This window comes from Streptomyces sp. NBC_00525 (genome assembly GCF_036346595.1).
GTDB lineage: Bacteria > Actinomycetota > Actinomycetes > Streptomycetales > Streptomycetaceae > Streptomyces.
This window is the reverse complement of record NZ_CP107834.1, coordinates 4,063,000-4,084,928: the sequence shown is the minus strand read 5'-3', so window position 1 is coordinate 4,084,928 and position 21,929 is coordinate 4,063,000. Positions and strand designations below refer to the sequence as shown.

Here is a 21,929-nt window from a genome sequence, read left to right as displayed (position 1 = left end):
TTCTCGTGTTGAACCGTGGTGCGGGTCGGCGGGCGGAGCGGGGCCGGCCGGAAGGAGGGTTCCGGCCGGCCGGGAGCACGGTCAGACCAGGGCCCGGCCGTGGTCGGAGTAGCGGCGTCCCTCCGCCTTGCGCAGGTCGGCCATCACGTTGATGCGGCGCAGCCAGCGGTCCGTCCCGTCGTAGCGGGCGGCGAACGGGCGACGGCCGTGCACGGCCCGCTTGTTGTCGACGATCAGCATCTCGCCCGGCGCGAGCGAGACGTCGCGCAGCTTGGCGTCGATGCCCTTGACGACGGCGTCCAGGGCGGCGGCCGCCTCCGGGTCGAGGTCGCGCGGCATGAACGCGGGGTCGATGCAGATGAAGGGCGAGTCCGGGTTCCCGGAGAGCACCGAGGTGCGGCGGGGCTCCTCGTTCATCTCGGCGATCTTGCGGAACGCCTCCGCGACCCAGTCGCCCTCCTCGACGCCGGTGGTGCCGGCGTTGAAGCTCGCGGTGTGCGACTCGTCCGGCAGGATCACGAACCGCTCCTGGAAGAGCACCTCGCGGGTCCGGTCGTCGAGTTCGACCTCCTGGACGGGGGCGAACGTGGTGGGCACCTTGTCGTGGTTCCGCAGCCCGATGAGCATGATCCAGTCCGCGCGCAGCGGGTGGAAGGCGTCCTCGTTGTGCCACTCCAGGTTGACCGTGGAGCTGGAGCCCAGCTGCTCGTTCTCGTGGCCGGCGATCGGGAAGAGGTCGAGGACCATCCGGCCGCGCTGCTGGGTGAGGTAGGAGACCGGGTCGCCCAGGAGCGAGCCGAGCAGCAGCAGGGACGCGGCGGCCCGCTGGGCCTCCCGGCTGTCCGGCACGTCCGTGTAGCTGAGCGGGGTGGGGCCGGCCTCGGCCTCGTCGATCGGCAGGTTCGATATCACGAAGCCGCCGAACGGGCGTCCGGTGAGGCGGAATTGACCGAAGGTGGCCCGTACCCGCGCCGGCAGCTCGTGGGCGAGAAGGGAGAGCTGGTCGAGCCGCTGCTCCAGCGGCAGGCCGGGCTCGGTGTCCAGCATGTGATCCGCGATGTCCTGGACCCGGGTCCGCTCGGTGTCCGTGAGCTCCAGGCACGGCACCCCGTCGGCGGCGCGCGGAGTCAGCTCGGGGGCCGTGGGCACGGTCAAATTCGACACGGTGACGATCCTTTGTCGTGAAGAGGTCTGAAGCGCTGGCGCGGAGGACTCCGTAGGGCCCCGGAGGGGCCGACGACATGGGCGACGGGCAACGGCGGCGCGCCCCGGTCGGCCGGCGAAGGGCTGAGGCGCCTCCCGCTTCCGGGCTGGCGGTGCCCGGCACGGGACCTCGCCTCGTATACGAGAGAACTCCCTGCACGGAAGTCTGGAGGACCCCGATCGCCGCAGTCCAACACTCTCCGTGTCCGTGTGAGGACAAGTCCGCACACGGACACCGCCGGGTTACGAGCGGTGTTCGGCGATCGCCCGGACGAGCAGCGCGGCCGCTTCGGCGAGATCGTCCGGGGTGAGGCCGCCGTACCCGACCACCAGCCCCTCGGTGGGGGACGGGCCGTGCCGGAACGCGGACAACGGGGCGACCTCGACGCCGAGTTCGGCGGCCCGGCGCGCCACCCGCGCGCCGTCGATGCCGTCCGCCAGCAGCAGGACGGCGTGCAGCCCTGCCTCCAGACCGGTCGGCGTCACCAGGTCGGCGACCGGCTCCAGCGCCTCCCGCAGTACGGTCCTGGCGCGTGCGTAGTGCAGCCGGGTCCGGCGGACGCGCCGTTCCAGCGCGCCGGTGGTGAGCATCCGCAGCACGGTGTGCTGCACCGGCCAGCTCAGCGGGCCGTCCACGATGTCCTTCAACTCCGCGATGCGCCGGGGCAGTCCGCCCGGTGCCACCAGGTATCCGCAGCGCAGGGCCGGGGTGAGGACCTTGGACAGGGTACCGAGGTAGATGACCCGCTCCCGGTCGAGTCCGGCCAGCGACGGCAGCGGCGGCCCGTTGTAGCGGTACTCGCTGTCGTAGTCGTCCTCGACGATCCAGGAGCGGTGCTCGCGCGCCCACATGACGAGGTCGAGCCGTCTGCCGACGCCCATCCGTACCCCCAGCGGGAACTGGTGCGAGGGCGTGACGTGCATCAGCCGGGGCGCCCGCGCCCGGCCGGCCAGCACATCGACCCGTGCGCCGTCGTCGTCGACCGGCACCGGTGCCGCTTCGAGACCGTGGACCCGGATGAGGGAGCGGACCACGGGATGGCCGGGGTCCTCGCAGCCGACGGTGTCGCCCGCGCGCAGCAGTGTACGGAGCACCAGGTCCATGGACTGCGTCGTGCCGCTGGTCACCACGATGTCGTCGGGGGCGCAGACCAGGCCGCGGGTCCGGGCCAGGTGGTCGGCGATCGCGGCGCGCAGGTCCGGGAGCCCGGCCGCCTCCTGGTAGCGGGTCGGGGCCGCCGTGCGGGCCGTCGCCCGCCAGGCGCGGGCCCAGCCGTCGCTGCCCTCGTGCACCGGCCCGGTCTCGCCGGTGCGCAGGGCGAACGCGGGGCGCGGCGCCTGCGCCGGGGCGGGCGCGGCCGGGGCCGGGACCGCCGGGGCGGTGCCCGTCCGCCGGGCCGCCCGGTTGAGCCGCGCGACGTAGGTGCCGGAGCCGGAGCGGCTCGCCAGGAGCCCTTCGGCCTCCAGACGGGTGTACGCCTCGGCGGTCACCGTGCGGGACACGGCCAGGTCCTGGGCGAGCGTACGGGTCGAGGGCAGCCGTTCACCGGCCGGCAACAGCCCGGAAAGCACCGCTTCACGCAGCGCCTCGACGAGCTGCGCCACGAGCGGCCGGCCGCCGTCGCGGTCGAGGGCGACGGGCACGGCCAGATGGGGTTTGGCCCGCGGGCCGGGTAACGGCCGTTCCACAGGTGGCATCTTCGATCTGCCTTCTATTGGCCATTGGTGGAGGTCCATGCCGAGGGTAGCTTCGGCGTTCGGCGCTTCGGAACGACGGCTCACCGGGCCGTGGGGGCACCGGTCCCGGAAGGTGGGAGGACGGCATGGGCAGCAGGGTGTCGCCGCGGGAGTACGGGGTCAGCGAGAGCAACGGCTTTCTGCCCGACGCCGCTCCGCTGACCCGGCTGCCGGGCCGTTTCGCCGAGTGGGACGAGATCGGCGCGGTGCTGCCGAAGCACCTGGCGGCGGGCCGGGCGCGGGAGTTGCTGAGCGATGTCGCCCCGCTCGACCCCGCGACGCTGACCGATCCGGCCGAACGCGAACGTGCGATGCTGCTGCTGTCCTACTTCGGACACGCGTACATCTTCGGCGGCGACGAACCGGCCGGTGCCGTTCCGGCGAACATCGCGGTGCCCTGGCACTGTGCGGCCGGTCTGCTGGGCCGGCCGCCGGTTCTCTCGTACGCCACCCAGCAGTTGCACAACTGGGGCCGCCTCACCGACGATCCGCGCATCGAACTCGGCAACATCCACCGGCTCCAGGGCTTCCTCGGCGGGATGGACGACGACTGGTTCGTCCTCGTCCACGTCGCGATCGAGGCGGCCGCGGCACCGGTGCTGCGCGCGTCGATCGCCGCGCAGGACGCCGTCCTCGACGACGACGGCGACGCCCTCACGCGGGCGCTGGGCGAGATCGCCGCGGGGCTGGGCGTGATGTCCGGCACGCTCGCCCGGATGCCGGAGCGCTGCGACCCGTACATCTACTACAACCGCGTACGCAGTTACCTCTTCGGCTGGGACAACAATCCGGCGCTGCCGGACGGAATCGTCTACGAGGGGGTGGACGCCTACGGCGGCAGACCGCAGCGGTTCGGCGGTGAGACCGGTGCGCAGAGTGCCATCATCCCGTTCCTGGACGAGGTCCTCGGGCTGGCCGGCGACGACGACCCGCTCGCCGCGTACATGCACGCGCTGCGCGCGTACATCCCGCCGGGGCACCGGGCGTTCATCGAGAAGGTGGGGCCTCGGGTCGATCTGCGGGGCTTCCTGCTGCGCCACCGGCCGGCCGGCGCGGTCGACGCCTACGACGCGTGCGTCACGGCCATGGCCGACTTCCGCGAGCTGCATCTGCGGTACGCGGCGATGTACGTGCACAAGCAGGCGCAGCGGTCCGCCGCCAACTCCACCGCGGTGGGCACCGGCGGTACGCCCTTCATGCGGTACCTCAAGGGCCATCTGGACACGGTGCGCGCCCATCGCATCGGTGCCGCGGGATGACGTCCCCGGCCCGTCCCGAGGTCCACCGGCACCTCCTGCCCGGTGTCGATCCCCGGATCTTCGCGCTGCGCGTGGCGGACGAGGTGGACGCCTTCGTCGTCCGCACGGAACGGTTCGTCGCCCTGGTCGACACGCTCGCCACGCCCGAACTGTGCGCACGCGCCCTGGAGCTGATCGCGGACGAGACCGGCGGGCGGCCGCTCCTGGTCGTCAACACGCATGCCGACTGGGACCACGTCTGGGGGAACGCGGCCGTCGAGGGGCGGGCGCCGATCATCGGCCACCGCTCGGCCGCCGCCCGCGTCCGTTCGGCGGAGGCGCGGGACACCTGGCGCGACAAGCGCGCGGCGGACGACCGCTTCGACCGGGTGCGGCTCGTCGCCCCGACCGTCACCTTCGACACCTCGTTGACCCTGGACGGCGGGGATCTGACCCTGGAGCTGCTGCACACTCCCGGCCACACCCCGGACCACATCGCCGTCTGGATTCCGCAACTGCGCGTGTGTCTGGCCGGGGACGCCGCCGAGGACCCGCTGCCCGAACTCTGGGAGGGCGACGCGTCGTCGGCGGCGCAGCTCGTCGCCTCGCTGGAACTCCTGCGGTCGCTTGCGCCGGAGCAGGTGCTTCCCTCCCACGGCGGTACGACGGACCCGGCGCTGCTCGACCGCAACCTCGGCTATTTCGCGAGCCTGTCGGGTCGGTACGCGGACGCCGTACGCGCCGGCGGTCCGGAGTTCGAGACGGTCTTCCCGGACAGCTCCGGGCTGTCCGCCCCTGCGCTGGCGTTCTACCGCGCGTGTCACCGCAAGGCGGTCCGGGCGGCCGCGGCGGGGCGCCTTTGACCCGGTCCGGGATTTGCGCGGGCGTTCCCGGCCGCCGCCCGCGCAAAACGCTCGACCGGGAAACCCAGGCCGCGCGCCCGGACAAATCGCTTGCCGCCTCCACCAAATTGTTTGCGGCCTCAACCACATTTCCGGCAGCCCCGGCGTTACGGCCGTGCCGGGGCCGGATTCAGGCGGCCCGCAGTGCCGTGTAGCGGCCCACGTGCCGCTCGGTGAGCAGCGGGACCACCGCGCCCAGGACCAGTTCGCGGTAGTGGTCCGACTCCTGGTGGCGCTCCAGCGCCCCGGCGTCCGCGTACTCCTCGACGAGCACGAACTCACGCTCGCTGCCGTCCGCCCGGTAGCCGCTGTACGCCAGGCATCCGGGTTCCGCGAGGCTCTTCTCGGCGATGTCGGCGAGCAGTTCCTCGATGCGGTCAGCGTGACCCTCACCGGCGATCCAGCGGGCCACGACCGTAACACTCATAGCATTCTCCTCAATTCCTGCACAGGCCCCGCACGCTTTTCGTGCAGGTGCCACGCAACCTCAGAAGATCACGTGTCAGCAGTTCCCCGCAAATAGCGCGAAGCCTTGCCGGAATAAGATCTTCTATGGCGTCCGGAAACCCCTCCACAGACTTCAGGAATGGCCATTTTCCGCCCTACCGCGAAAGCCCTCGGAACAAATTACCGGGGACTTTTCGAGCCATGTTCGACCGGATTTCGAAGGGGGTTCACGTGGCGTTCGAGCGGCCGGTTCCACCCCCGCGCCCCTACCGGGCGACCGGGGCCGAGCGGCGGAGCCAGTGCCGGGGCAGCGGCCGGCCCGAGGCCAGCTCCACCGCCCGGCGGGCCAGATCGGCGGCCGACGCCGGATTCTGGCCGGTGAGCAGCGCGCCGTCGGCCACCACATGGCTGCGGAACGGCTCGCCCGCCTCGTACAGCGCCCCGCGCTCGGTCAGCGCGTCGCCGAGGAAGTACGGCACGACCTGGTCCAGGCCGACCGCCCGCTCCTCGTCCCGGGTGAAGCCGGTCATCCGGCGCCCGGCGACGAGCGGGGCGCCGTCCGGGCCCGGTACGTCCAGGAGGGCGGCGACGCCGTGGCAGACGGCCGCGATCACGGCGGTCTCCCGGCTCGCCCAGTAGGCGGCGAGGAAGCCGGTCAGCCGTTCGTCGCCGGGCAGGTCGATGATCGCGCCGTGCCCGCCGGCGACGAAGACGATGCCGTAGTCCTCCGGGGTGAGCAGGTCGGGGGTCCGGGTGTGCTCCAGGCGTTCCTGGACGACCGGGTCCTCCAGGAACATGCGCTGCGGCGGGTCGGACCGGTCGATCCCGCCCGCGGGCGGGCGGCCGGACCGGGTGCTGGTGAACTCGAAGTCCCATCCGCCGGCCAGCAGCGCCCGCCACGGGTAGGCGGCCTCCGGGAGCCAGAACCCGGCGGACCGGCCACCGGGCAGACGCTCGGTGCTGCTGAGGACGATGAGCCCTTTCAAGGAATGTGTGGGCACCTTTGCCTCACTTTCGCCGGAGAGCTGTTGTTCTCTGCGGCCGATGCCGTCGGGGGGGTACAGAGTCGGGGGTACAGAAGGGAGACCATAACCCACTCCCCCGTTCTTCCCGCAAGAAGAAGGGGTGGATTTCAATGGACCTATAGGCATGCTTATGCGGGTCATGACTTCGTCTATTTGCCGGGGGTCCGCCCGGTGCCTAAATTTCTGGGTGTCCGGAACACAGCAATGCGGCCGGCCACCGAGACGCACGTCCCGCCCCATGCGCCGCCCCGTGCGGCCCCTGCGGCCGCCGCCGGAGACCTGCCCCTCATCCATGACCCCGTTCGGGAGATTCCGCCATGTCCACGAAGGTTCTGTTCGCCCTCACCAGTCACGACGAACTCGGCGCGACCGGCCGTAAGACCGGCTTCTACGTGCCCGAGGTTGCCCACCCGGCGGCGGTTTTCCGCAAGGCCGGTTACGAGATCGAGTACGTCTCCGTGCGCGGCGGCGCCGCCCCGCAGGACGGCATCAACCCCGACGACACCGTCGTCGGCGACTTCCTCGCGGACCCGGAGACCTCGAAGGCGCTGGCCGCGACGCCCGCCGCCGGTGAGGTGAAGGCGTCCGAGTACGACGCGATCTACTTCGCCGGCGGCCACGGCACGATGTGGGACTTCCCCGAGTCCGAGGAGCTGGCCTCGCTGGCCGCCGCGATCTACGAGCAGGGCGGCGCGGTCGCCGCCGTCTGCCACGGCCCGGCCGGCCTGGTGAACATCAAGCTCTCCGACGGCAGCTACCTCGTGGACGGCAAGCAGGTCTCGGCCTTCACCAACGAGGAGGAGGAGGCGGTGGGCCTGACCGGCGTCGTCCCCTTCCTGCTGGAGAGCACCCTCGCCGAGCGCGGCGCGAAGATCACCAAGACCGACAACTTCGCCCCGCACGCGGTGGCCGACCGGCGCCTGGTGACCGGTCAGAACCCGGCCTCCGCCGCGCGCGTCGCCGAGCTGGTCGTCGAGCAGCTCGCCGCCCGCTGACCGTGCGCCCCATGGGCGGGTGCCGCCCGGACCCGGAACCCCGGAGTCCGCGGCGGGCACCCGTCCACGCCGTGGGCGCGGGCCCGCCGCAAGCGGCACCGGGTGCCGCCGTCGGACCTGACGGTCATCACCTGATCGCGTAGGGTCGGGCTCAGCGCCGGTTCGGGTCGCGCCGGACCGGGACAGAGCTTCCGGGGGGATGGCTTGTCCGTACAACTAGGCTGGGTGCGCACGTTCGTCGCCGTCTACCGGCTCGGTTCCTTCACCAAGGCGGCCCAGCAGCTCGGTCTCTCCCAGCCCGCGGTGACCCATCAGATCCGCAACCTGGAGCAGGCGATGGGCCGCCCGCTCTTCGAACGGCTCCCCCACGGCGCACAGCCCACGCAGGCCGCGGACGGCCTGATCCGCGAGGTCCAGGGCCCCATCGACCTGCTGACCCACGCCGTGGACCGGGCCTTCGGCGACGACCCGGCCGCCCGCCCGCTGACCGTGGCCGGCCCCGTCGAGCTGACGACGACCCGCGTGATCCCCGCCATCAGCGACCTCGCGTCCGACGGGATGCGGCTGAACTTCACCTTCGGCCTCTCCGACGACCTGCTGGAGCGCCTGGAGGACAACGAGTTCGACCTGGTCATCTCGACCGTCCGCCCGCGCGGCCGCCGGGTGACGGCGACTCCGCTGGTGGACGAGGAGTTCGTGCTCGTCGCCTCCGCCGAACTGGCCGCCCGCCTGCCGCTGGCACGGCTGGAGACGGACGGCCCGGACGTCCTGGGCGACATCCCGATGATCAGTTACGCGGAGTCCCTGCCGATCATCCGGCGCTACTGGCACACCGTCTTCGACCGCTCCCTGACGACCCCGCCCGCCCTGGTCATCCCGGATCTGCGCGGAGCCCTCGCCGCGGTGAAGTCGTCCGCCGGCATCTCGGTCCTGCCCACGTATCTGTGCGCGGAGGAGCTGGCCAACGGCGGCATCACCCCGCTCATCGAGCCGGAGATCCCGCCGCTGAACACCTTCTACCTGGCCACCCGGCGGGGCAGCCCGCCGCATCCGGACCTCACGCTGCTGCACGGCCATCTGCTGATGAAGGCGCAGCTCTGGATCTGAGCCGCTTCCCGGCGACGGATCGCAGCGGGGCGCCCGGTGCGTCATCCTTTCGTCATCAGCGGAAGACCGGAAGGAATCCCATGGCCCAGTTGCTGCGGGTGCAGAACTTCAACGTCTCGGCGGACGGCGTCGCCGCCGGCGAGGACCAGACCCTGGAGCGGCCCTTCGGGCACGTCGATCCGGGGAAGATGTTCGCCTGGGCCGGGGCGACGGCGAGCTGGCCCAACCGGACGGAACCGGGCGGCAGCCGGGGCCTGGACGACTACATGACGCGGGACTTCTCGCACAACATCGGCGCCGAGATCATGGGCCGCAACAAGTTCGGCCCCCAGCGCGGGCCGTGGACGGACCACGAGTGGCAGGGCTGGTGGGGCGACGAGCCGCCGTTCCACACCCCGGTGTTCGTCCTCACCCACCACGAGCGCCCCTCGATCACGCTCTCCGACACCACGTTCCACTTCGTGTCCGGCGAACCGGCCGACGTCCTCGCCCGGGCGCGTGAGGCGGCGCGGGGCAAGGACGTCCGCCTCGGGGGCGGGGTGACGACCGTCCGGGAGTTCCTGGACGCGGATCTGGTGGACACCCTGCACGTGGCGGTGTCGCCGGTGGAGCTCGGGTCGGGGCTGCGGCTCTGGGAGTCCCCGGACGAGTTGCGCGACCGGTTCCACCTGGATGTCGTACCGAGCCCGAGCGGGGTGACGCACCACCTGTTCTGGCGGAAGTGAGCCCGTACGCCGTCAGTGGTAGGCGTGCACCACGGCGTGGCCCTTGCCCCGGCCGATCATCCAGCGGTTGAACGGGGTGGTGATCACGAAGGCGAGGGCCAGCGAGCCGGCGAGCGCGGCCCAGAACAGGACGCTGGACAGGCCCGCGTCCATCGCGCCGGGGATCGTCACCATGACGGTGTTGTCGATGATCTCCATGACGGCGATCGACAGGGTGTCGGCGGCGAGCGCCACCTTGAGGGCCTGCTTCAGCGGAACGTCCGCCTTCAGGACGCCGCGCATGGTGAGCGCGTAACCGAAGACGAAGGCCAGGGCGACGGAGAGAGCGACGGTGGCGCCGTTGTGGAGCCCGGCGGCGGTGCCGATCACCATGCCGAGGATCTCGCCGATGGCGCAGCCGGTGAGGCAGTGGAGGGTGGCCTGCGCGGCCATGCGCCAGGAGGTGTGCCCCGCGTGGTGACCGTGGTGTGCGTGTGCGTGGTCCATCGCGATTCCCTCCGTAGGTGCGAGCGGTCACGGGGACGGGTGTCCCGGCCCGCGCAAGCACAACCATATACCCCCTAGGGGTATTCCTGGGAGTCCTTTTCGGCGGGTTCCTCGATCGACGTTGCATGACCATGCGCAAACATGCATACTCTTCCTATGTCTAAGGTCCTCACCTCCCTGCCCACCGGCGAACGCGTCGGCATCGCCTTCTCGGGCGGCCTCGACACCTCGGTCGCGGTCGCGTGGATGCGCGACAAGGGTGCCGTCCCGTGCACCTACACCGCCGACATCGGCCAGTACGACGAGCCCGACATCGCGTCGGTGCCGGGTCGCGCCCAGGCGTACGGCGCCGAGCTGGCCCGGCTGGTGGACTGCCGGGCCGCGCTCGTCGAGGAGGGCCTGGCCGCGCTGACGTGCGGGGCGTTCCACATCCGCTCGGGCGGCAGGGCGTACTTCAACACGACGCCGCTCGGCCGCGCGGTCACCGGCACGCTGCTGGTCCGGGCGATGCTGGAGGACGACGTCCAGATCTGGGGCGACGGCTCGACGTACAAGGGCAACGACATCGAGCGGTTCTACCGCTACGGCCTGCTGGCCAACCCGCACCTGCGCATCTACAAGCCCTGGCTGGACTCCGAGTTCGTGACGGAACTGGGTGGCCGCAAGGAGATGTCGGAGTGGCTGGTCGCGCACGGCCTGCCGTACCGGGACAGCACGGAGAAGGCGTACTCCACCGACGCCAACATCTGGGGCGCCACGCACGAGGCCAAGACGCTGGAGCACCTGAACACGGGCGTGGAGACCGTCGACCCGATCATGGGCGTGCGGTTCTGGGACCCGTCGGTCGAGATCGAGACCGAGGACGTCACGATCGGCTTCGACCAGGGCCGGCCGATCACGATCAACGGCGAGAAGTTCGAGACCGCCGTCGACCTGGTCATGCAGGCGAACGCCATCGGCGGCCGGCACGGCATGGGCATGTCCGACCAGATCGAGAACCGGATCATCGAGGCCAAGAGCCGGGGCATCTACGAGGCGCCGGGCATGGCCCTGCTGCACGCCGCGTACGAGCGCCTGGTCAACGCGATCCACAACGAGGACACCCTTGCCCAGTACCACAACGAGGGCCGCCGCCTGGGCCGGCTGATGTACGAGGGCCGCTGGCTGGACCCGCAGGCGCTGATGGTCCGCGAGTCGATCCAGCGCTGGGTCGGCACGGCCGTCACCGGCGAGGTCACCCTGCGGCTGCGGCGCGGCGAGGACTACTCGATCCTCGACACGACGGGCCCGGCGTTCAGCTACCACCCGGACAAGCTGTCGATGGAGCGCACCGAGGACTCCGCGTTCGGCCCGGTGGACCGCATCGGCCAGCTCACCATGCGCAACCTGGACATCGCCGACTCCCGCGCCAAGCTGGAGCAGTACGCGGGCCTGGGCATGATCGGCAACGCCAGCCCGGCGATCGGCGCGGCCCAGGCCGCCGCCACCGGCCTGATCGGCTCCCTCCCGGAGGGCGGCGCCGAGGCGATCGCCTCGCGCGGCGAGGTCTCGGACGCGGACGAGATGCTGGACCGCGCCGCGATGGAGTCCGGCACGGACTGACGCCTCACGGCACGGGGAAGGGCCGGGCACCCCGCGAGGGGGCGCCCGGCCCTTCCCCGTGGTCCGCGTGGTCCGGCAGCGGCCAGGTCATTCCGGCAGCGGCCAGGGCTCGTGACCGCTGAGGTCGGTGGCCGCCCCCACCTCGTGGAATTCCAGGCCCAGATAGATGCGGCCCGCCCACTCCTCCGGCATCTGGTGGTCGATGAAGTCCAGATCGCCGATCTCGGACTCGTCGGTGAGGTCCCAGTCCTCGAAGTAGGCGAAGACCCGGACGCGGGCCTCCTCCTCCGACACCCCGAACCGTCCGGCCAGCGCCGCGACGATGTGGCGCACGGTGTCCGCGCCCCGCTCGGTCACCGGCACGGGGAAGTCGGTCATCACCTCGCCGATGTGGTGCCCGGCCGCACGCAGCTCCGCCCGGAGGCGGTCCGCGTAGCGCCCGGCGAAGGCGTCGGCGCGCGCCCACAGCGCCTCGGTGTCCGGCTCCCGGCCGCTCTCCCGTGCCTCGGCGAGTTCCGCGAGGTCCCGGGCCCTGAGCTCGCGCTCCTCCGCCACGAACTCCGGTCCCGCGAGCCGCTCGGTGAGGGCACACACCTCGGCGAAGCGCTCCTCGTCGGCCGGGTCCGCGACGACGTCGAAGGCGGCCCGAGCCAGTTCCCGCTGCCCGTCGACGGACTCCTCGGGCCGGCGGGCGGCCTCCGGCAGCTCGGTCACGCCTCTCATCATCCAGCGGGTCAGCCCGATGTCGAAGGCCCGGACGGCACCGTCCGGTCCGTAGCCCTCCCGCACCAGCAGCTCGGCCGTACCGTGCGCCCGGATCAGGCAGTTGCGCACCGGCCCGAACCACGGTGTGGCCACCACGGGCAGCAGGAGGGAGCAGTAACGCACAACCATGAGCGCCGCCGCCCGAACCCGATCCCCCTGCACCCCCTCAGCAAAGCCAACCGGCTCCCAAACCTCGGGCCCAAGCTCCAACCCCAGGCCGTCCTCAAGGTCCCCCATACGCTCGAACACAACCCTTCCAGCCGTCCGGCCGAACCCGCCGCCCCACACCACCGGCCCCACTTGCCCGGCTCCCACACGCCGCAACACGGTGACTCCGCCATCACACCAGTCACAGCAAGACCCTCTCATCGTGGAGGCGACCTCCTCACTGCCCACCGACACGAACCGCCTGAGCCACTCGCACACCAAGCTTTCTGTTTCACTACCGCAAGGCTCATGGAATCCATCCCTCCAGCTCCAGCACAACCGCCTCCAGCTGGTCCTCAAAATCCGCACTGGAGAGTTCTCCACTGTCGAAAGATCGCCATGATTCGGACAGGGAGTCAATCAGGTCGCTCTTCCTCATGAGAAGAACGTAAAAATCTTCTCCGCTCAGCAAATCCTTCCCCTTGGAAATCACCCAGACGACACCCGCCGCGTCGGCCGAGATCCCTCGTCCTGCGAGTTCGACAGCGCGCCACGAGACTCTCGAGTCAGCAGCAACCTTGAGAAACACTTCGAGCGCCTCGGAGTTTCTTGCAGCCATCCACGTTCCCTTCGATCGGGACACAGCGCTTGAACACAATTGACTTCAAGGACAGGGGGCGAGGGGCGTGGTCATGTTTCCGTCAGTTCCCGACATCACAACCCCAGGTTCATTTTCCCTGCATGCGGTTCCTTGTTAAACGGGCCAGGCCAACGCTGCACGATCCGCGCACCTTGCAGCCATCTCCCTCACTGAAGATCGAGCTGCCGGGTCTTGAGTGATACCGGTCTCGAGGTACCCCCATTCGCATCCTCCAGAACACGCAGATAGTTCGTCGCGGAACTGTTGCGCAAATTTCCGTGAGTTGATGGAGGCGGCTTCGGCCGCAGGTTGAGGCTGGAGCCCATCTGCCCATTTGCCGGCCTGAGCTGAGCCCCAGCCGCGCAATCGCAAGCAGTCGAGTGACCTATGGTGAGGAGATTACGCGTAACGTCGCCCGCAATGTCCGCACCAGCACCCCACGGCCCCGACGCTTCGAACCCCTCACCGCCGACGAAGCCCGCCAGTTCCTCGCGGCCACGCGCAGACACCGGCTGCACGCGCTGTTCGAACTCGCCCTCCACACCGGACTCCGCAAGGGCGAACTCCTCGGCCTGCGCTGGGAAGACCTCGACCTCGACGCGGGCACCGCCGCAATCCGCCGCACCCTTCAGCGCACCAGCGCAGGCGGGCTCACCACGCTGCCCACCAAGACGCGAGCCTCCGAGCGCCGCATCGCCCTCCCCACCCGCTGCGTCCAGTCGCTGAAGCTCCAGCACGAACAGCAGAAGCGCGAACGCGAGGCCGCAGGCACCACCCGGCAGCACGACGGGTACGTGTTCACCACAGCGCAGGGCAGACCGATTGACCCGACCAACCTCACCCGCACCTTCACCACGCTCCTCCGCAAGGCCGGCCTCCGCCGCATCCGCTTCCACGACCTCCGGTACTCCACCGCCACCCTGCTCATGGAACAAGGCGTGGAACTCGTCGTGATCAAGAAACTCCTCGGCCATGCCCACATCGACGTCCTCAGCACCGCGCTCAACGACCCGACGAACATCGAGATGGCCGACGGCGACACCGACGAACCACCGCCCTGCGCCGCACTCGTCCGCTGACGTTGCCGTCAAGTACTGCCGTCCCCCCACGCAGAAGCCCCGCCAGGACACACCTGGCGGGGCTTCACGTTTGCTATTGCCACTCAAGGGAGGTGGTGGACGGCTGGCGAGTTCACGCCAGGGAGTCCACCTCCGCATTATTCTCGGCGATCATCCCCCGAAAGAAATCGGAGAAGGTTCGGTACCTTTCGATTTCCCCGCCCGCAAGCCAGAGGACAGGGGACGGTCGTTTCAAATCGCTCACACACGGCATGACGAGGATGTCGATGTCCGTCCGTGACGCCCCGATGGGAATCAGGCGGGTGAAGCCTTCTCCACGCTCGATCTCCACCTCATCCTCGATCACACGCACCAATTCCTCAGCTTCGGCGTAAGCGTCGGTATAGAAGTCCGCCGTCCCGAACAGGTCAATGTCCTGCAAAATGGCCGACCAGCCATCCGCATGCAGGAGGAAATCGGCGTATTCAGGGTCCACCGAACAGTGCGTCACCGTAGCGATTTCCGCGATCCGACCCGGTACGGCTGGAGGTCGACGTTGCTCGTGACGCCAAAGCCCGTCTCGGTCACTCACCGCCAACCTGCGCTTAGCCGTTTCCATTTCCGCGAAGAGCGCCGACCAATCAGACACCGCCACCCCTGTTATCCACGAGCACGAAGCGCCTAGGGCTGCACCCTACAGGGCAGCGTTGCCCTTGGGCAGAAAGGCTGCTGTTCACCCGCTTCGTCATGTCGATCCAGATCGGGGGTACCCCATGGCCCAGCCACATCGCGTCAGGCGCATGCCCAGCAACACCGGAGTACGGGGTCCCAGCTGCCGCCGCACGGCGCCGCTCGGCCGCTGCCTCACGTGCCGCCTCCCTCCTGATTGCACCAGCAGTGGAAACCCGGCCCGTAGGTGACATCTGCCCCCGGGCAATCGCAGCATTGGCCGCATCTACATAGTCCGCAAACTGCTGCGCTTCCGCGTCTGTAGCCCAGTCAGGGATCCTGACGCGGGCGTCCGAGGTGCCGGAGCTGAAGTTGGTGCCGTTGTAGAAACTGGAGTTCGGGTACGGCTTGTAGGCGGCACCCCCGACCTCCTGTGGCGGAACACGTCCAACGGGAACATGTACATCCGGCACGGCAAGGCCGGCGCGGTCTCCGGCAGCGTGGACCTGAATTCCCTGAAGACGGGCGCCGCCTCCCGCGAGGGGAAGGACACCTCGTACGGCACCGGGTGGACCGGTGCCAAGATCGACATCGTGATGGGCATACCGGACGTCAACGGCGACCGCGTCCCGGACCTGTGGGCGCGGTTCACCGCAGACGGATCGGTGAAGGTGTACCACCCGTCCGCCACCAACACGAACCCTGCGGCGAAGACCGTGATCTACGGCGGCTGGGAGAACATCAAGGCTTTCGGCTGACACCGTCCCGCCACGTGACCGAGCCCACCCTCCGCGCAGCGGCGTCTCCCGCGACAATGTAGGCGTGATCACCTCGCCGACACGGAGTACGGGCCGACGCGCCGAGCATGCGGCGACGCCGTACGTGGATCTCTCGCGGGCGGAGTGGAGCGCGCTGCGCGACCGGACGCCGTTGCCGTTGACCGCCGAGGAGGTCGAGCGGCTGCGCGGGCTCGGGGACGTCATCGACCTCGACGAGGTGCGGGACGTCTATCTGCCGCTGTCCCGGTTGCTGAACCTGTACGTGCAGGCCACCTCCGGGCTGCGCGGGGCGCTCAACACCTTCCTCGGGGACGCCGGGAACGGGCAGGGCGCGCAGCGCGGGACGCCGTTCGTCATAGGGGTCGCGGGCAGTGTCGCCGTGGGCAAGTCCACCACCGCGCGCATCCTGCGGGCACTGCTCGCGCGCTGGCCGGAGCACCCACGGGTGGAGCTGGTGACCACCGACGGGTTCCTGCTGCCGATGGAGGAGCTCCGGGCGCGCGGTCTGATGTCGCGCAAAGGGTTCCCGGAGTCGTACGACCGGCGCGCCCTCACCCGTTTCGTCGCCGACATCAAGGCGGGCAAGGACGAGGTGACCGCCCCCGTCTACTCGCACCTCATCTACGACATCGTGCCCGGCGAGCGGCTCACCGTGCGGCGGCCGGACATCCTGATCGTCGAGGGGCTCAACGTCCTGCAGCCCGCCCTCCCCGGCAAGGACGGCCGCACCAGGGTCGGGCTCGCCGACTACTTCGACTTCAGCGTGTACGTGGACGCCCGGCCGGAGGACATCGAGACCTGGTATCTCAACCGGTTCCGCAAGCTGCGCGAGACCGCGTTCCAGGACCCGTCCTCGTACTTCCGGAAGTACACCCAGGTCTCCGAGGCGGAGGCGCTGGAGTACGCGGCCACCATGTGGCGGACCATCAACCGGCCGAACCTCGTGGAGAACGTGGCGCCGACCCGCGGACGTGCCACGCTGGTGCTGCGCAAGGGGCCCGACCACAAGGTCCAGCGGCTGTCCCTGCGCAAGCTCTGACTCCTGGTCCGGCTCCTGGAAGGGTGCTCCGTGCTGCATCTGCGCCTCATCGTGCCCGCCGACCGTACGGACGAGGTGGTGCGCCTGCTGGAGCGGACGCCCGGCACCGCCCATCTCGCCGTGCTGCCCGGCGTGGCCCGCGACCCGTCCGGTGACGTGGTGCTGTGCGATGTGGCGCGCGAGGCGGGCGACGAGCTGATCGGGGCGCTGCGGCGGCTCGGCGTCGACCGGTACGGGGCGATCACGGTGAACGGCCTGGAGCTGACGCTCTCCGCCTGCGCCGACCGGGCCGAGAAGGAGGCGCCCGGCGAGGGCGCGGACGCGGTGCTGTGGGAGGAGCTGTCCGAGGCGACCCACGAGGAGTCCACGTTCAGCGTCACCTACCTGGCGTTCCTCGCCGTCGCCACGATGATCGCGGCCTGCGGTGTGATGCTCGACAACGCGATCCTCATCGTGGGCGCGATGGCGGTCGGCCCCGAGTTCGGGCCGCTGGCCGGGATCTCCACCGCCCTGGTCCAGCGCGCCCCGCACCTGGTGTGGCGCTCGCTGTGGGCACTGGTCGGCGGCTTCGCGGCGGCCATGGCGCTGACCGCCGGCTTCTCCTGGCTGATGGACCTGCTCGGGCTGTTCCGGGAGAGCATGATCGAGGCCGACCGGCCCAACACCTCGTTCGTCTGGCAGCCGGACTGGCTGTCGTTCGTCGTGGCGTTCCTGGCGGGCATCGCCGGCACGCTCTCGCTGACCTCGTCGAAGTCCGGCGCGCTGATCGGGGTCGCCATCTCGGTGACGACCGTACCGGCCGCGGCCAACGCGGCGGTGGCCTTCAGCTACAGCGACTACCCCCAGATGTCCGGCTCGGCGCGCCAGCTCGCGGAGAACCTCGGCGGCATCGTCCTGGCCGGCACGCTGACGCTGATCACGCAGAAGGCGCTGTGGCGCGCGGCCCAGCGCCGCCAGCGCGCCCAGGAGCCCCCGGCGGCGGCGAACGGCAGCCCCGGCGCCGGGTGACGTACCGGCAGGATCGGGGGCGTCCGGACTGCCGTAACCCCCACAAGCACCGGACGGCGGGGCACTGACACGATGCGGCCATGTCCGAACCAGGGGAAGTGATCTACCGCGTTCCCGCGCGGAACGTGTCGTGGTGGGGTACGGGGGTGTGTGCCGTCGCGGCGGTCCTGGCCGTGCTCCTCGTATGGCAGTGGCCGGACGCCCCCGCCGTGGCGTTCTGGCTGTGCGTGGTGATCGCGCTGATGGGGCCGGTCTTCCTGTATCTGGCCACCGCCCGGCTCACCGCGGGCGCGTACGGGCTGCGCTCCCGGACCCTGCTGCGCCGCCGTTCGGTGCCGTGGTCCCGGGTCGCGGAGCTGCGCCGCTACATCCAGCCCGGCAGGAACCACGACATCCACCGGGTCAGCGTGCTGCTGGAGAACGGGCGGTCGTTCCGGCTGCCGCTGCCGATGAGCGGCACCGACCTCGCCCGGTTCGACGCGGAGCTGGAGGCGCTGCGCGCCCTGCACCGCCGGTACGGGAGCCCCGCGCCGGACGGCGAGGCGCCCGTCATCACGCACCGGGCGGCGGGGCGCCGGCCCGTCGTCACCTGGATCGTGTGCGCGCTGCTGCTCACCGCCTCGGCCGTCGCGGCCACCTACGTGGCGGACGCCGCGGCGGAGCGGCGCGCCTGGCGGGCGGCCGTGCCCTGCACCGACGCCACCCCGGCCGGTGAGCGCCGCGCGTGCCTGACCACGTTCACCGGGGTCATCGAGCGGACGGACGTCAACGGGGGCAGGGGCAGCAGCTATCTGTACTTCACCGGGGACGAACCCCTGCACCGGCTGGCGGTCTCCCGGGACGACGCCTCCGCGTTCCGCTCGGGCGAGAAGGTCGAGCTGGTGTTCTGGCACGGCCGACCGCGTACGGTCACCGGCGAGCGGCACGTGTGGCGCGACCACCTGACCGGCCCCGGTGAGCTGGCCGTCTTCTCCGCCGCCTGCGCGCTCGGCGCGGGGTACGCGGGGTCGCTGCTGCTGATCCGCAGGCGCGGGCGCCGGCTGCGGGACGACGAGCTGCTGCCCTCGGCCCTGCCGTTCGCGGGCGCGTTCGCCGTGACGGCCGCGTGGCTGCTGCCGCTGTGCGCCCTGCGTCCCACGGACCCGCCGGGCTCGCCCGGCACCGTGGTCTGGGCGGCGGCGGGCACGGCGGGCAGCACGGTCGCGTTCGTCCTGGCCTGGCGCGCCACCCGCCTCCGCACCCCCGGCGAGACCCCCGCCGTCGCACCGGACGGGCGCGACCACTTCCTGTCCGCCCGGTTCCTGGAGCACACCGCGTACAACCCGAACCTGTACGGCACCCATGTCGTCATCGGTGGCGGCCCGCCCGCCGTGACCCCGCACCCCGGTCCCGGCCGCTTCGCCGCCCACCGCATCCCGGCGGAACGCCTGACCGTGGTGGACGTGCGGCGGGCACGGGGCAGCGACGGTGACCTCGTGCCCCGCGGCTGGCACATCGCCGAGATCGACGACGCCGGTGAGCCGGTCAGGCTGGCCGCCGCCCCCGGCGACCTGGCCCGCATCCTGGACGCGCTGAAGCGCGAGCGCGACGCGGACGGGGGAGACCCGGACCCGAGCCACCCCCGCAACCGCTGACGCTCAGCCCAGCGCCGACTTCACCACGTCCGCCAGCCGGCCCGCCACCGCGCGGGCCTGCTCGATGTCCGCCGCCTCGACCATGACCCGTACCAGCGGCTCCGTGCCCGAGGGGCGCAGCAGGACGCGGCCGGTGGCGCCCAGTTCCCGCTCCGCCTGGGCGACGGCCGCGGCGACCTCCTGCGAGGTGTGCACGCGGGACTTGTCCACGTCCGGGACGTTGACCAGGACCTGCGGCAGCCGCTCCATGACGCCGGCCAGCTCCGCGAGGCTGCGGCCCGTCGCGGCGACCCGGGCGGCCAGCATCAGACCGGTCAGGGTGCCGTCGCCGGTCGTGGCGTGGTCCAGGACGATGACGTGGCCGGACTGCTCGCCGCCCAGCGCGTAGCCCTCGGCCTTCATCGACTCCAGGACGTAGCGGTCGCCGACGGCGGTCTGGACGAGCTGGATGCCCTCGCGCTCCATGGCGAGCTTGAAGCCGAGGTTCGACATCACGGTGCCGACCACGGTGTCCCCGCGCAGCCGGCCGGCCTCGCGCATGGCGAGGGCCAGCACGGCGAGGATCTGGTCGCCGTCGACCTCGGCGCCCGTCGCGTCGACGGCCAGGCAGCGGTCGGCGTCGCCGTCGTGCGCGATGCCGAGGTCCGCGCCGTGCTCGACGACGGCGGCGCGCAGGAGCTCCAGGTGGGTGGAGCCGCAGCCGTCGTTGATGTTCAGCCCGTCCGGGTCGGTGCCGATCGTGACGACCTCGGCCCCGGCGCGGGTGAACGCCTCCGGCGAGACGCGGGCGGCGGCGCCGTGCGCCTCGTCCAGGACGACCTTGAGGCCGTCGAGCCGGTTCGGCAGGACGCCGATGAGGTGGGCGACGTACCGGTCGAAGCCCTCCGCGTAGTCGGTGACGCGGCCGACGCCGGCGCCGGTGGGCCGGGACCACGGCGCACCGGTGCGGTGCTGCTCGTACACCGACTCGATGCGGTCCTCCAGCTCGTCGGCCAGTTTCTGGCCGCCGCGGGCGAAGAACTTGACACCGTTGTCCGGCATCGCGTTGTGGCTGGCGGAGAGCATGACTCCGAGGTCCGCGCCCAGCGAGCCGGTCAGGTACGCCACCGCGGGGGTCGGCAGCACGCCGACGCGCAGCACGTCGACGCCCGCGCTCGCCAGGCCGGCCACGACCGCCGCCTCCAGGAACTCTCCGGACGCGCGCGGGTCACGGCCCACCACGGCCGTGGGCCGATGGCCCTCGAAAGTACCCGCCTCGGCCAGTACGTGCGCCGCGGCCACCGAGAGGCCGAGCGCGAGCTCGGCCGTCAGGTCCGCATTGGCGACGCCACGCACGCCGTCCGTGCCGAAGAGTCGTCCCACTGTTGTCCTCCGAAAGTGCTCCGAAACGCAAAAGTCAGATCAAGCAACCAACAAGCCTATGAACGCCTTATGTCGTTATATGCCCGAGGATGTCGATAAACGAACGCCCCGGCAGCACGAGGTGTGCCGCCGGGGCGAACGTGTAACGCGGGTGAGCAGGCGGTTTAGCGCTTGCTGTACTGCGGGGCCTTGCGGGCCTTCTTGAGACCGGCCTTCTTGCGTTCGACCGCACGGTCGTCGCGGGAGAGGAAGCCGGCCTTCTTCAGGGTCGGGCGGTTGTTGTCCACGTCCGCCTCGTTCAGCGCGCGGGCGACACCGAGGCGCAGGGCACCGGCCTGACCCGAGACGCCGCCACCCGCGATACGGGCGATGACGTCGTAGCGGCCGTCCAGCTCAAGCACCTTGAAGGGCTCGTTGACTTCCTGCTGGTGCACCTTGTTGGGGAAGTAGCTCTCCAGGGTGCGACCGTTGATCTTCCACTTGCCGGTGCCGGGGACGATCCGGACGCGGGCGATCGCGTTCTTGCGACGGCCCAGGCCGGCGGCGGGCTGCGGGTCGCCGAAGCGGCCGGCGAGCGACTCGGAGGTGTACTCGCCCTCGACGGGGACCTCCGACTCGAAGGTGGTCACCTCGGCGTAGTTCTCCTCGCCTTCGGTGCCCTCGACGGTCTCTACAGTGGTCTCGGCCACGATTCTCCTCAGATCTTTCTTTATGTCTTGGGGGGAGGCCGGAACTACTGCGCGACCTGGGTGATCTCGTACGGGACCGGCTGCTGCGCAGCGTGCGGGTGCTGGTCGCCCGCGTAGACCTTCAGCTTCGAGATCATCTGACGGCCCAGGGAGTTCTTGGGGATCATGCCCTTGATGGCCTTCTCGACGGCCTTCTCCGGGTTGTTCGCCAGGAGGTCGTCGTAACGCACCGAACGCAGACCGCCCGGGAAACCGGAGTGGCGGTAGGCCATCTTCTGGGTGCGCTTGTTGCCGGACAGGTGAACCTTGTCGGCGTTGATGATGATGACGAAGTCGCCCATGTCCATGTGGGGGGCGTAGATCGCCTTGTGCTTGCCTCGGAGGAGGTTCGCAGCCGTGGTGGCGAGACGGCCCAGGACGACGTCCTGCGCGTCAATGATGTGCCACTGGCGGGTCACATCGCCGGGCTTGGGGCTGTACGTACGCACTTCGTAGCCTTCGCTTCTTCAGTGGATGGGGTCCAGACACACGACACCTCTGAAGCGATCATGCAGCTGGGGCGCACAATGCCGGGGCGATGCCCGTATGCGAGCCACTGGTAACTGCTCCAGAGAACTTACGTACGGGCTTCTCGCATCCAAACGACACTGCCCATACGCATAACAGTCCTCG

The 21,929-nt window shown here is 70.6% G+C and carries 21 protein-coding genes and 1 pseudogene; 11 read left to right on the top strand and 11 right to left on the bottom strand.

Features of this window, described 5'->3' with window-relative positions; all coding sequences use genetic code 11:
• Positions 1 to 81 precede the first annotated feature (81 nt).
• Positions 82 to 1,164, bottom strand: coding sequence for a guanitoxin biosynthesis L-enduracididine beta-hydroxylase GntD (gene gntD, locus OG710_RS18380; protein ID WP_330240291.1), 1,083 nt, complete (start codon positions 1,162 to 1,164; stop codon positions 82 to 84).
• A gap of 282 nt (positions 1,165 to 1,446) precedes the next feature.
• Entirely contained in the window at positions 1,447 to 2,892 is a 1,446-nt protein-coding gene (gene pdxR / locus OG710_RS18375) for a MocR-like pyridoxine biosynthesis transcription factor PdxR (protein WP_330240290.1), read from the bottom strand.
• Positions 2,893 to 3,026: 134 nt separating this feature from the next.
• Between pdxR and OG710_RS18370 the strand changes: the two genes are divergently transcribed.
• Together OG710_RS18370 and OG710_RS18365 are read left to right on the top strand one after the other, a co-directional pair.
• Positions 3,027 to 4,199, top strand: a complete 1,173-nt coding sequence (locus OG710_RS18370; RefSeq protein ID WP_330240289.1) for a hypothetical protein — start codon at positions 3,027 to 3,029, stop codon at positions 4,197 to 4,199.
• Complete coding sequence (locus OG710_RS18365) at positions 4,196 to 5,041, top strand: MBL fold metallo-hydrolase (RefSeq protein ID WP_330240288.1); 846 nt, start codon at positions 4,196 to 4,198, stop codon at positions 5,039 to 5,041. Before OG710_RS18370 ends, OG710_RS18365 begins: the two co-directional genes overlap by 4 nt.
• A 169-nt stretch (positions 5,042 to 5,210) precedes the next feature.
• On the opposite strand, the gene OG710_RS18360 is transcribed toward OG710_RS18365, so the two are convergent.
• On the bottom strand, positions 5,211 to 5,507 hold the full coding sequence (locus tag OG710_RS18360; RefSeq protein ID WP_330240287.1) for a putative quinol monooxygenase: 297 nt from the start codon (positions 5,505 to 5,507) through the stop codon (positions 5,211 to 5,213).
• Between the two features lie 286 nt (positions 5,508 to 5,793).
• Positions 5,794 to 6,513, bottom strand: a complete 720-nt coding sequence (locus OG710_RS18355; RefSeq protein WP_330240286.1) for a type 1 glutamine amidotransferase domain-containing protein — start codon at positions 6,511 to 6,513, stop codon at positions 5,794 to 5,796.
• Between the two features lie 356 nt (positions 6,514 to 6,869).
• On the opposite strand from OG710_RS18355, the gene OG710_RS18350 reads away from it, so the two are divergent.
• The 3 genes from OG710_RS18350 to OG710_RS18340 all read left to right on the top strand — a co-directional run bounded on the left by OG710_RS18350 (position 6,870) and on the right by OG710_RS18340 (position 9,379).
• Positions 6,870 to 7,547 (top strand): type 1 glutamine amidotransferase domain-containing protein, encoded by a 678-nt coding sequence (locus OG710_RS18350; protein ID WP_330240285.1) that lies wholly within the window; start codon positions 6,870 to 6,872, stop codon positions 7,545 to 7,547.
• A 225-nt stretch (positions 7,548 to 7,772) separates the two neighbouring features.
• Positions 7,773 to 8,654, top strand: a complete 882-nt coding sequence (locus tag OG710_RS18345) for a LysR family transcriptional regulator (RefSeq protein WP_330240284.1) — start codon at positions 7,773 to 7,775, stop codon at positions 8,652 to 8,654.
• A gap of 80 nt (positions 8,655 to 8,734) precedes the next feature.
• Positions 8,735 to 9,379, top strand: a complete 645-nt coding sequence (locus tag OG710_RS18340; RefSeq protein ID WP_111337475.1) for a dihydrofolate reductase family protein — start codon at positions 8,735 to 8,737, stop codon at positions 9,377 to 9,379.
• A 12-nt stretch (positions 9,380 to 9,391) separates the two neighbouring features.
• Here OG710_RS18340 and OG710_RS18335 read toward each other — a convergent pair whose 3' ends face one another.
• Complete coding sequence (locus OG710_RS18335) at positions 9,392 to 9,865, bottom strand: DUF4396 domain-containing protein (RefSeq protein ID WP_330240283.1); 474 nt, start codon at positions 9,863 to 9,865, stop codon at positions 9,392 to 9,394.
• Positions 9,866 to 10,021: 156 nt separating this feature from the next.
• Between OG710_RS18335 and argG the strand changes: the two genes are divergently transcribed.
• Positions 10,022 to 11,467, top strand: coding sequence for an argininosuccinate synthase (gene argG, locus OG710_RS18330; protein ID WP_330240282.1), 1,446 nt, complete (start codon positions 10,022 to 10,024; stop codon positions 11,465 to 11,467).
• A gap of 87 nt (positions 11,468 to 11,554) precedes the next feature.
• Here the strand turns inward: argG and OG710_RS18325 are convergent, their stop codons facing one another.
• Both OG710_RS18325 and OG710_RS18320 read right to left on the bottom strand, forming a co-directional pair.
• Complete coding sequence (locus tag OG710_RS18325) at positions 11,555 to 12,361, bottom strand: hypothetical protein (RefSeq protein WP_330240281.1); 807 nt, start codon at positions 12,359 to 12,361, stop codon at positions 11,555 to 11,557.
• 325 nt (positions 12,362 to 12,686) lie between these two features.
• Complete coding sequence (locus OG710_RS18320) at positions 12,687 to 12,998, bottom strand: hypothetical protein (protein ID WP_330240280.1); 312 nt, start codon at positions 12,996 to 12,998, stop codon at positions 12,687 to 12,689.
• A 413-nt stretch (positions 12,999 to 13,411) separates the two neighbouring features.
• On the opposite strand from OG710_RS18320, the pseudogene OG710_RS18315 reads away from it, so the two are divergent.
• Positions 13,412 to 14,098: pseudogene (locus OG710_RS18315) on the top strand (site-specific integrase); the annotation flags it as partial.
• A gap of 112 nt (positions 14,099 to 14,210) precedes the next feature.
• On the opposite strand, the gene OG710_RS18310 reads toward OG710_RS18315, so the two are convergent.
• On the bottom strand, positions 14,211 to 14,726 hold the full coding sequence (locus OG710_RS18310; RefSeq protein ID WP_330240279.1) for a hypothetical protein: 516 nt from the start codon (positions 14,724 to 14,726) through the stop codon (positions 14,211 to 14,213).
• Positions 14,727 to 15,204: 478 nt separating this feature from the next.
• On the opposite strand from OG710_RS18310, the gene OG710_RS18305 reads away from it, so the two are divergent.
• From OG710_RS18305 to OG710_RS18290, 4 genes are all read left to right on the top strand, one after another.
• Complete coding sequence (locus OG710_RS18305) at positions 15,205 to 15,504, top strand: hypothetical protein (RefSeq protein ID WP_330240278.1); 300 nt, start codon at positions 15,205 to 15,207, stop codon at positions 15,502 to 15,504.
• A gap of 64 nt (positions 15,505 to 15,568) precedes the next feature.
• Positions 15,569 to 16,564, top strand: coding sequence for a type I pantothenate kinase (gene coaA, locus OG710_RS18300; protein ID WP_330240277.1), 996 nt, complete (start codon positions 15,569 to 15,571; stop codon positions 16,562 to 16,564).
• A 30-nt stretch (positions 16,565 to 16,594) separates the two neighbouring features.
• Positions 16,595 to 17,572 carry a DUF389 domain-containing protein gene (locus OG710_RS18295; protein WP_330240276.1) on the top strand — a complete coding sequence of 326 codons (978 nt, stop codon included), beginning with the start codon at positions 16,595 to 16,597 and terminating at the stop codon, positions 17,570 to 17,572.
• An 80-nt stretch (positions 17,573 to 17,652) separates the two neighbouring features.
• Positions 17,653 to 19,206 (top strand): PH domain-containing protein, encoded by a 1,554-nt coding sequence (locus OG710_RS18290; protein WP_330240275.1) that lies wholly within the window; start codon positions 17,653 to 17,655, stop codon positions 19,204 to 19,206.
• A 3-nt stretch (positions 19,207 to 19,209) separates the two neighbouring features.
• Here the strand turns inward: OG710_RS18290 and glmM are convergent, their stop codons facing one another.
• The 3 genes from glmM to rplM form a co-directional block, all read right to left on the bottom strand.
• Complete coding sequence (gene glmM, locus OG710_RS18285) at positions 19,210 to 20,568, bottom strand: phosphoglucosamine mutase (RefSeq protein WP_330240274.1); 1,359 nt, start codon at positions 20,566 to 20,568, stop codon at positions 19,210 to 19,212.
• 164 nt (positions 20,569 to 20,732) lie between these two features.
• Complete coding sequence (gene rpsI, locus OG710_RS18280) at positions 20,733 to 21,257, bottom strand: 30S ribosomal protein S9 (RefSeq protein ID WP_330240273.1); 525 nt, start codon at positions 21,255 to 21,257, stop codon at positions 20,733 to 20,735.
• 44 nt (positions 21,258 to 21,301) lie between these two features.
• A complete protein-coding gene (gene rplM / locus OG710_RS18275; protein ID WP_018101206.1) occupies positions 21,302 to 21,745 on the bottom strand; it encodes a 50S ribosomal protein L13 in 444 nt (147 codons plus the stop codon).
• Between the last annotated feature and the right edge of the window lie 184 nt (positions 21,746 to 21,929).

Excerpts from the sequence above, each read along its gene's own strand:
- argG (WP_330240282.1), top strand. The coding sequence starts at position 10,022 with ATGTCTAAGGTCCTCACCTCCCTGCCCACCGGCGAACGCGTCGGCATC.
- OG710_RS18350 (WP_330240285.1), top strand. The coding sequence starts at position 6,870 with ATGTCCACGAAGGTTCTGTTCGCCCTCACCAGTCACGACGAACTCGGC.
- OG710_RS18365 (WP_330240288.1), top strand. The coding sequence starts at position 4,196 with ATGACGTCCCCGGCCCGTCCCGAGGTCCACCGGCACCTCCTGCCCGGT.
- OG710_RS18335 (WP_330240283.1), bottom strand. The coding sequence starts at position 9,865 with ATGGACCACGCACACGCACACCACGGTCACCACGCGGGGCACACCTCC.
- OG710_RS18290 (WP_330240275.1), top strand. The coding sequence starts at position 17,653 with ATGTCCGAACCAGGGGAAGTGATCTACCGCGTTCCCGCGCGGAACGTG.
- OG710_RS18370 (WP_330240289.1), top strand. The coding sequence starts at position 3,027 with ATGGGCAGCAGGGTGTCGCCGCGGGAGTACGGGGTCAGCGAGAGCAAC.
- OG710_RS18360 (WP_330240287.1), bottom strand. The coding sequence starts at position 5,507 with ATGAGTGTTACGGTCGTGGCCCGCTGGATCGCCGGTGAGGGTCACGCT.
- OG710_RS18325 (WP_330240281.1), bottom strand. The coding sequence starts at position 12,361 with ATGGTTGTGCGTTACTGCTCCCTCCTGCTGCCCGTGGTGGCCACACCG.
- OG710_RS18340 (WP_111337475.1), top strand. The coding sequence starts at position 8,735 with ATGGCCCAGTTGCTGCGGGTGCAGAACTTCAACGTCTCGGCGGACGGC.
- OG710_RS18305 (WP_330240278.1), top strand. The coding sequence starts at position 15,205 with ATGTACATCCGGCACGGCAAGGCCGGCGCGGTCTCCGGCAGCGTGGAC.
- OG710_RS18320 (WP_330240280.1), bottom strand. The coding sequence starts at position 12,998 with ATGGCTGCAAGAAACTCCGAGGCGCTCGAAGTGTTTCTCAAGGTTGCT.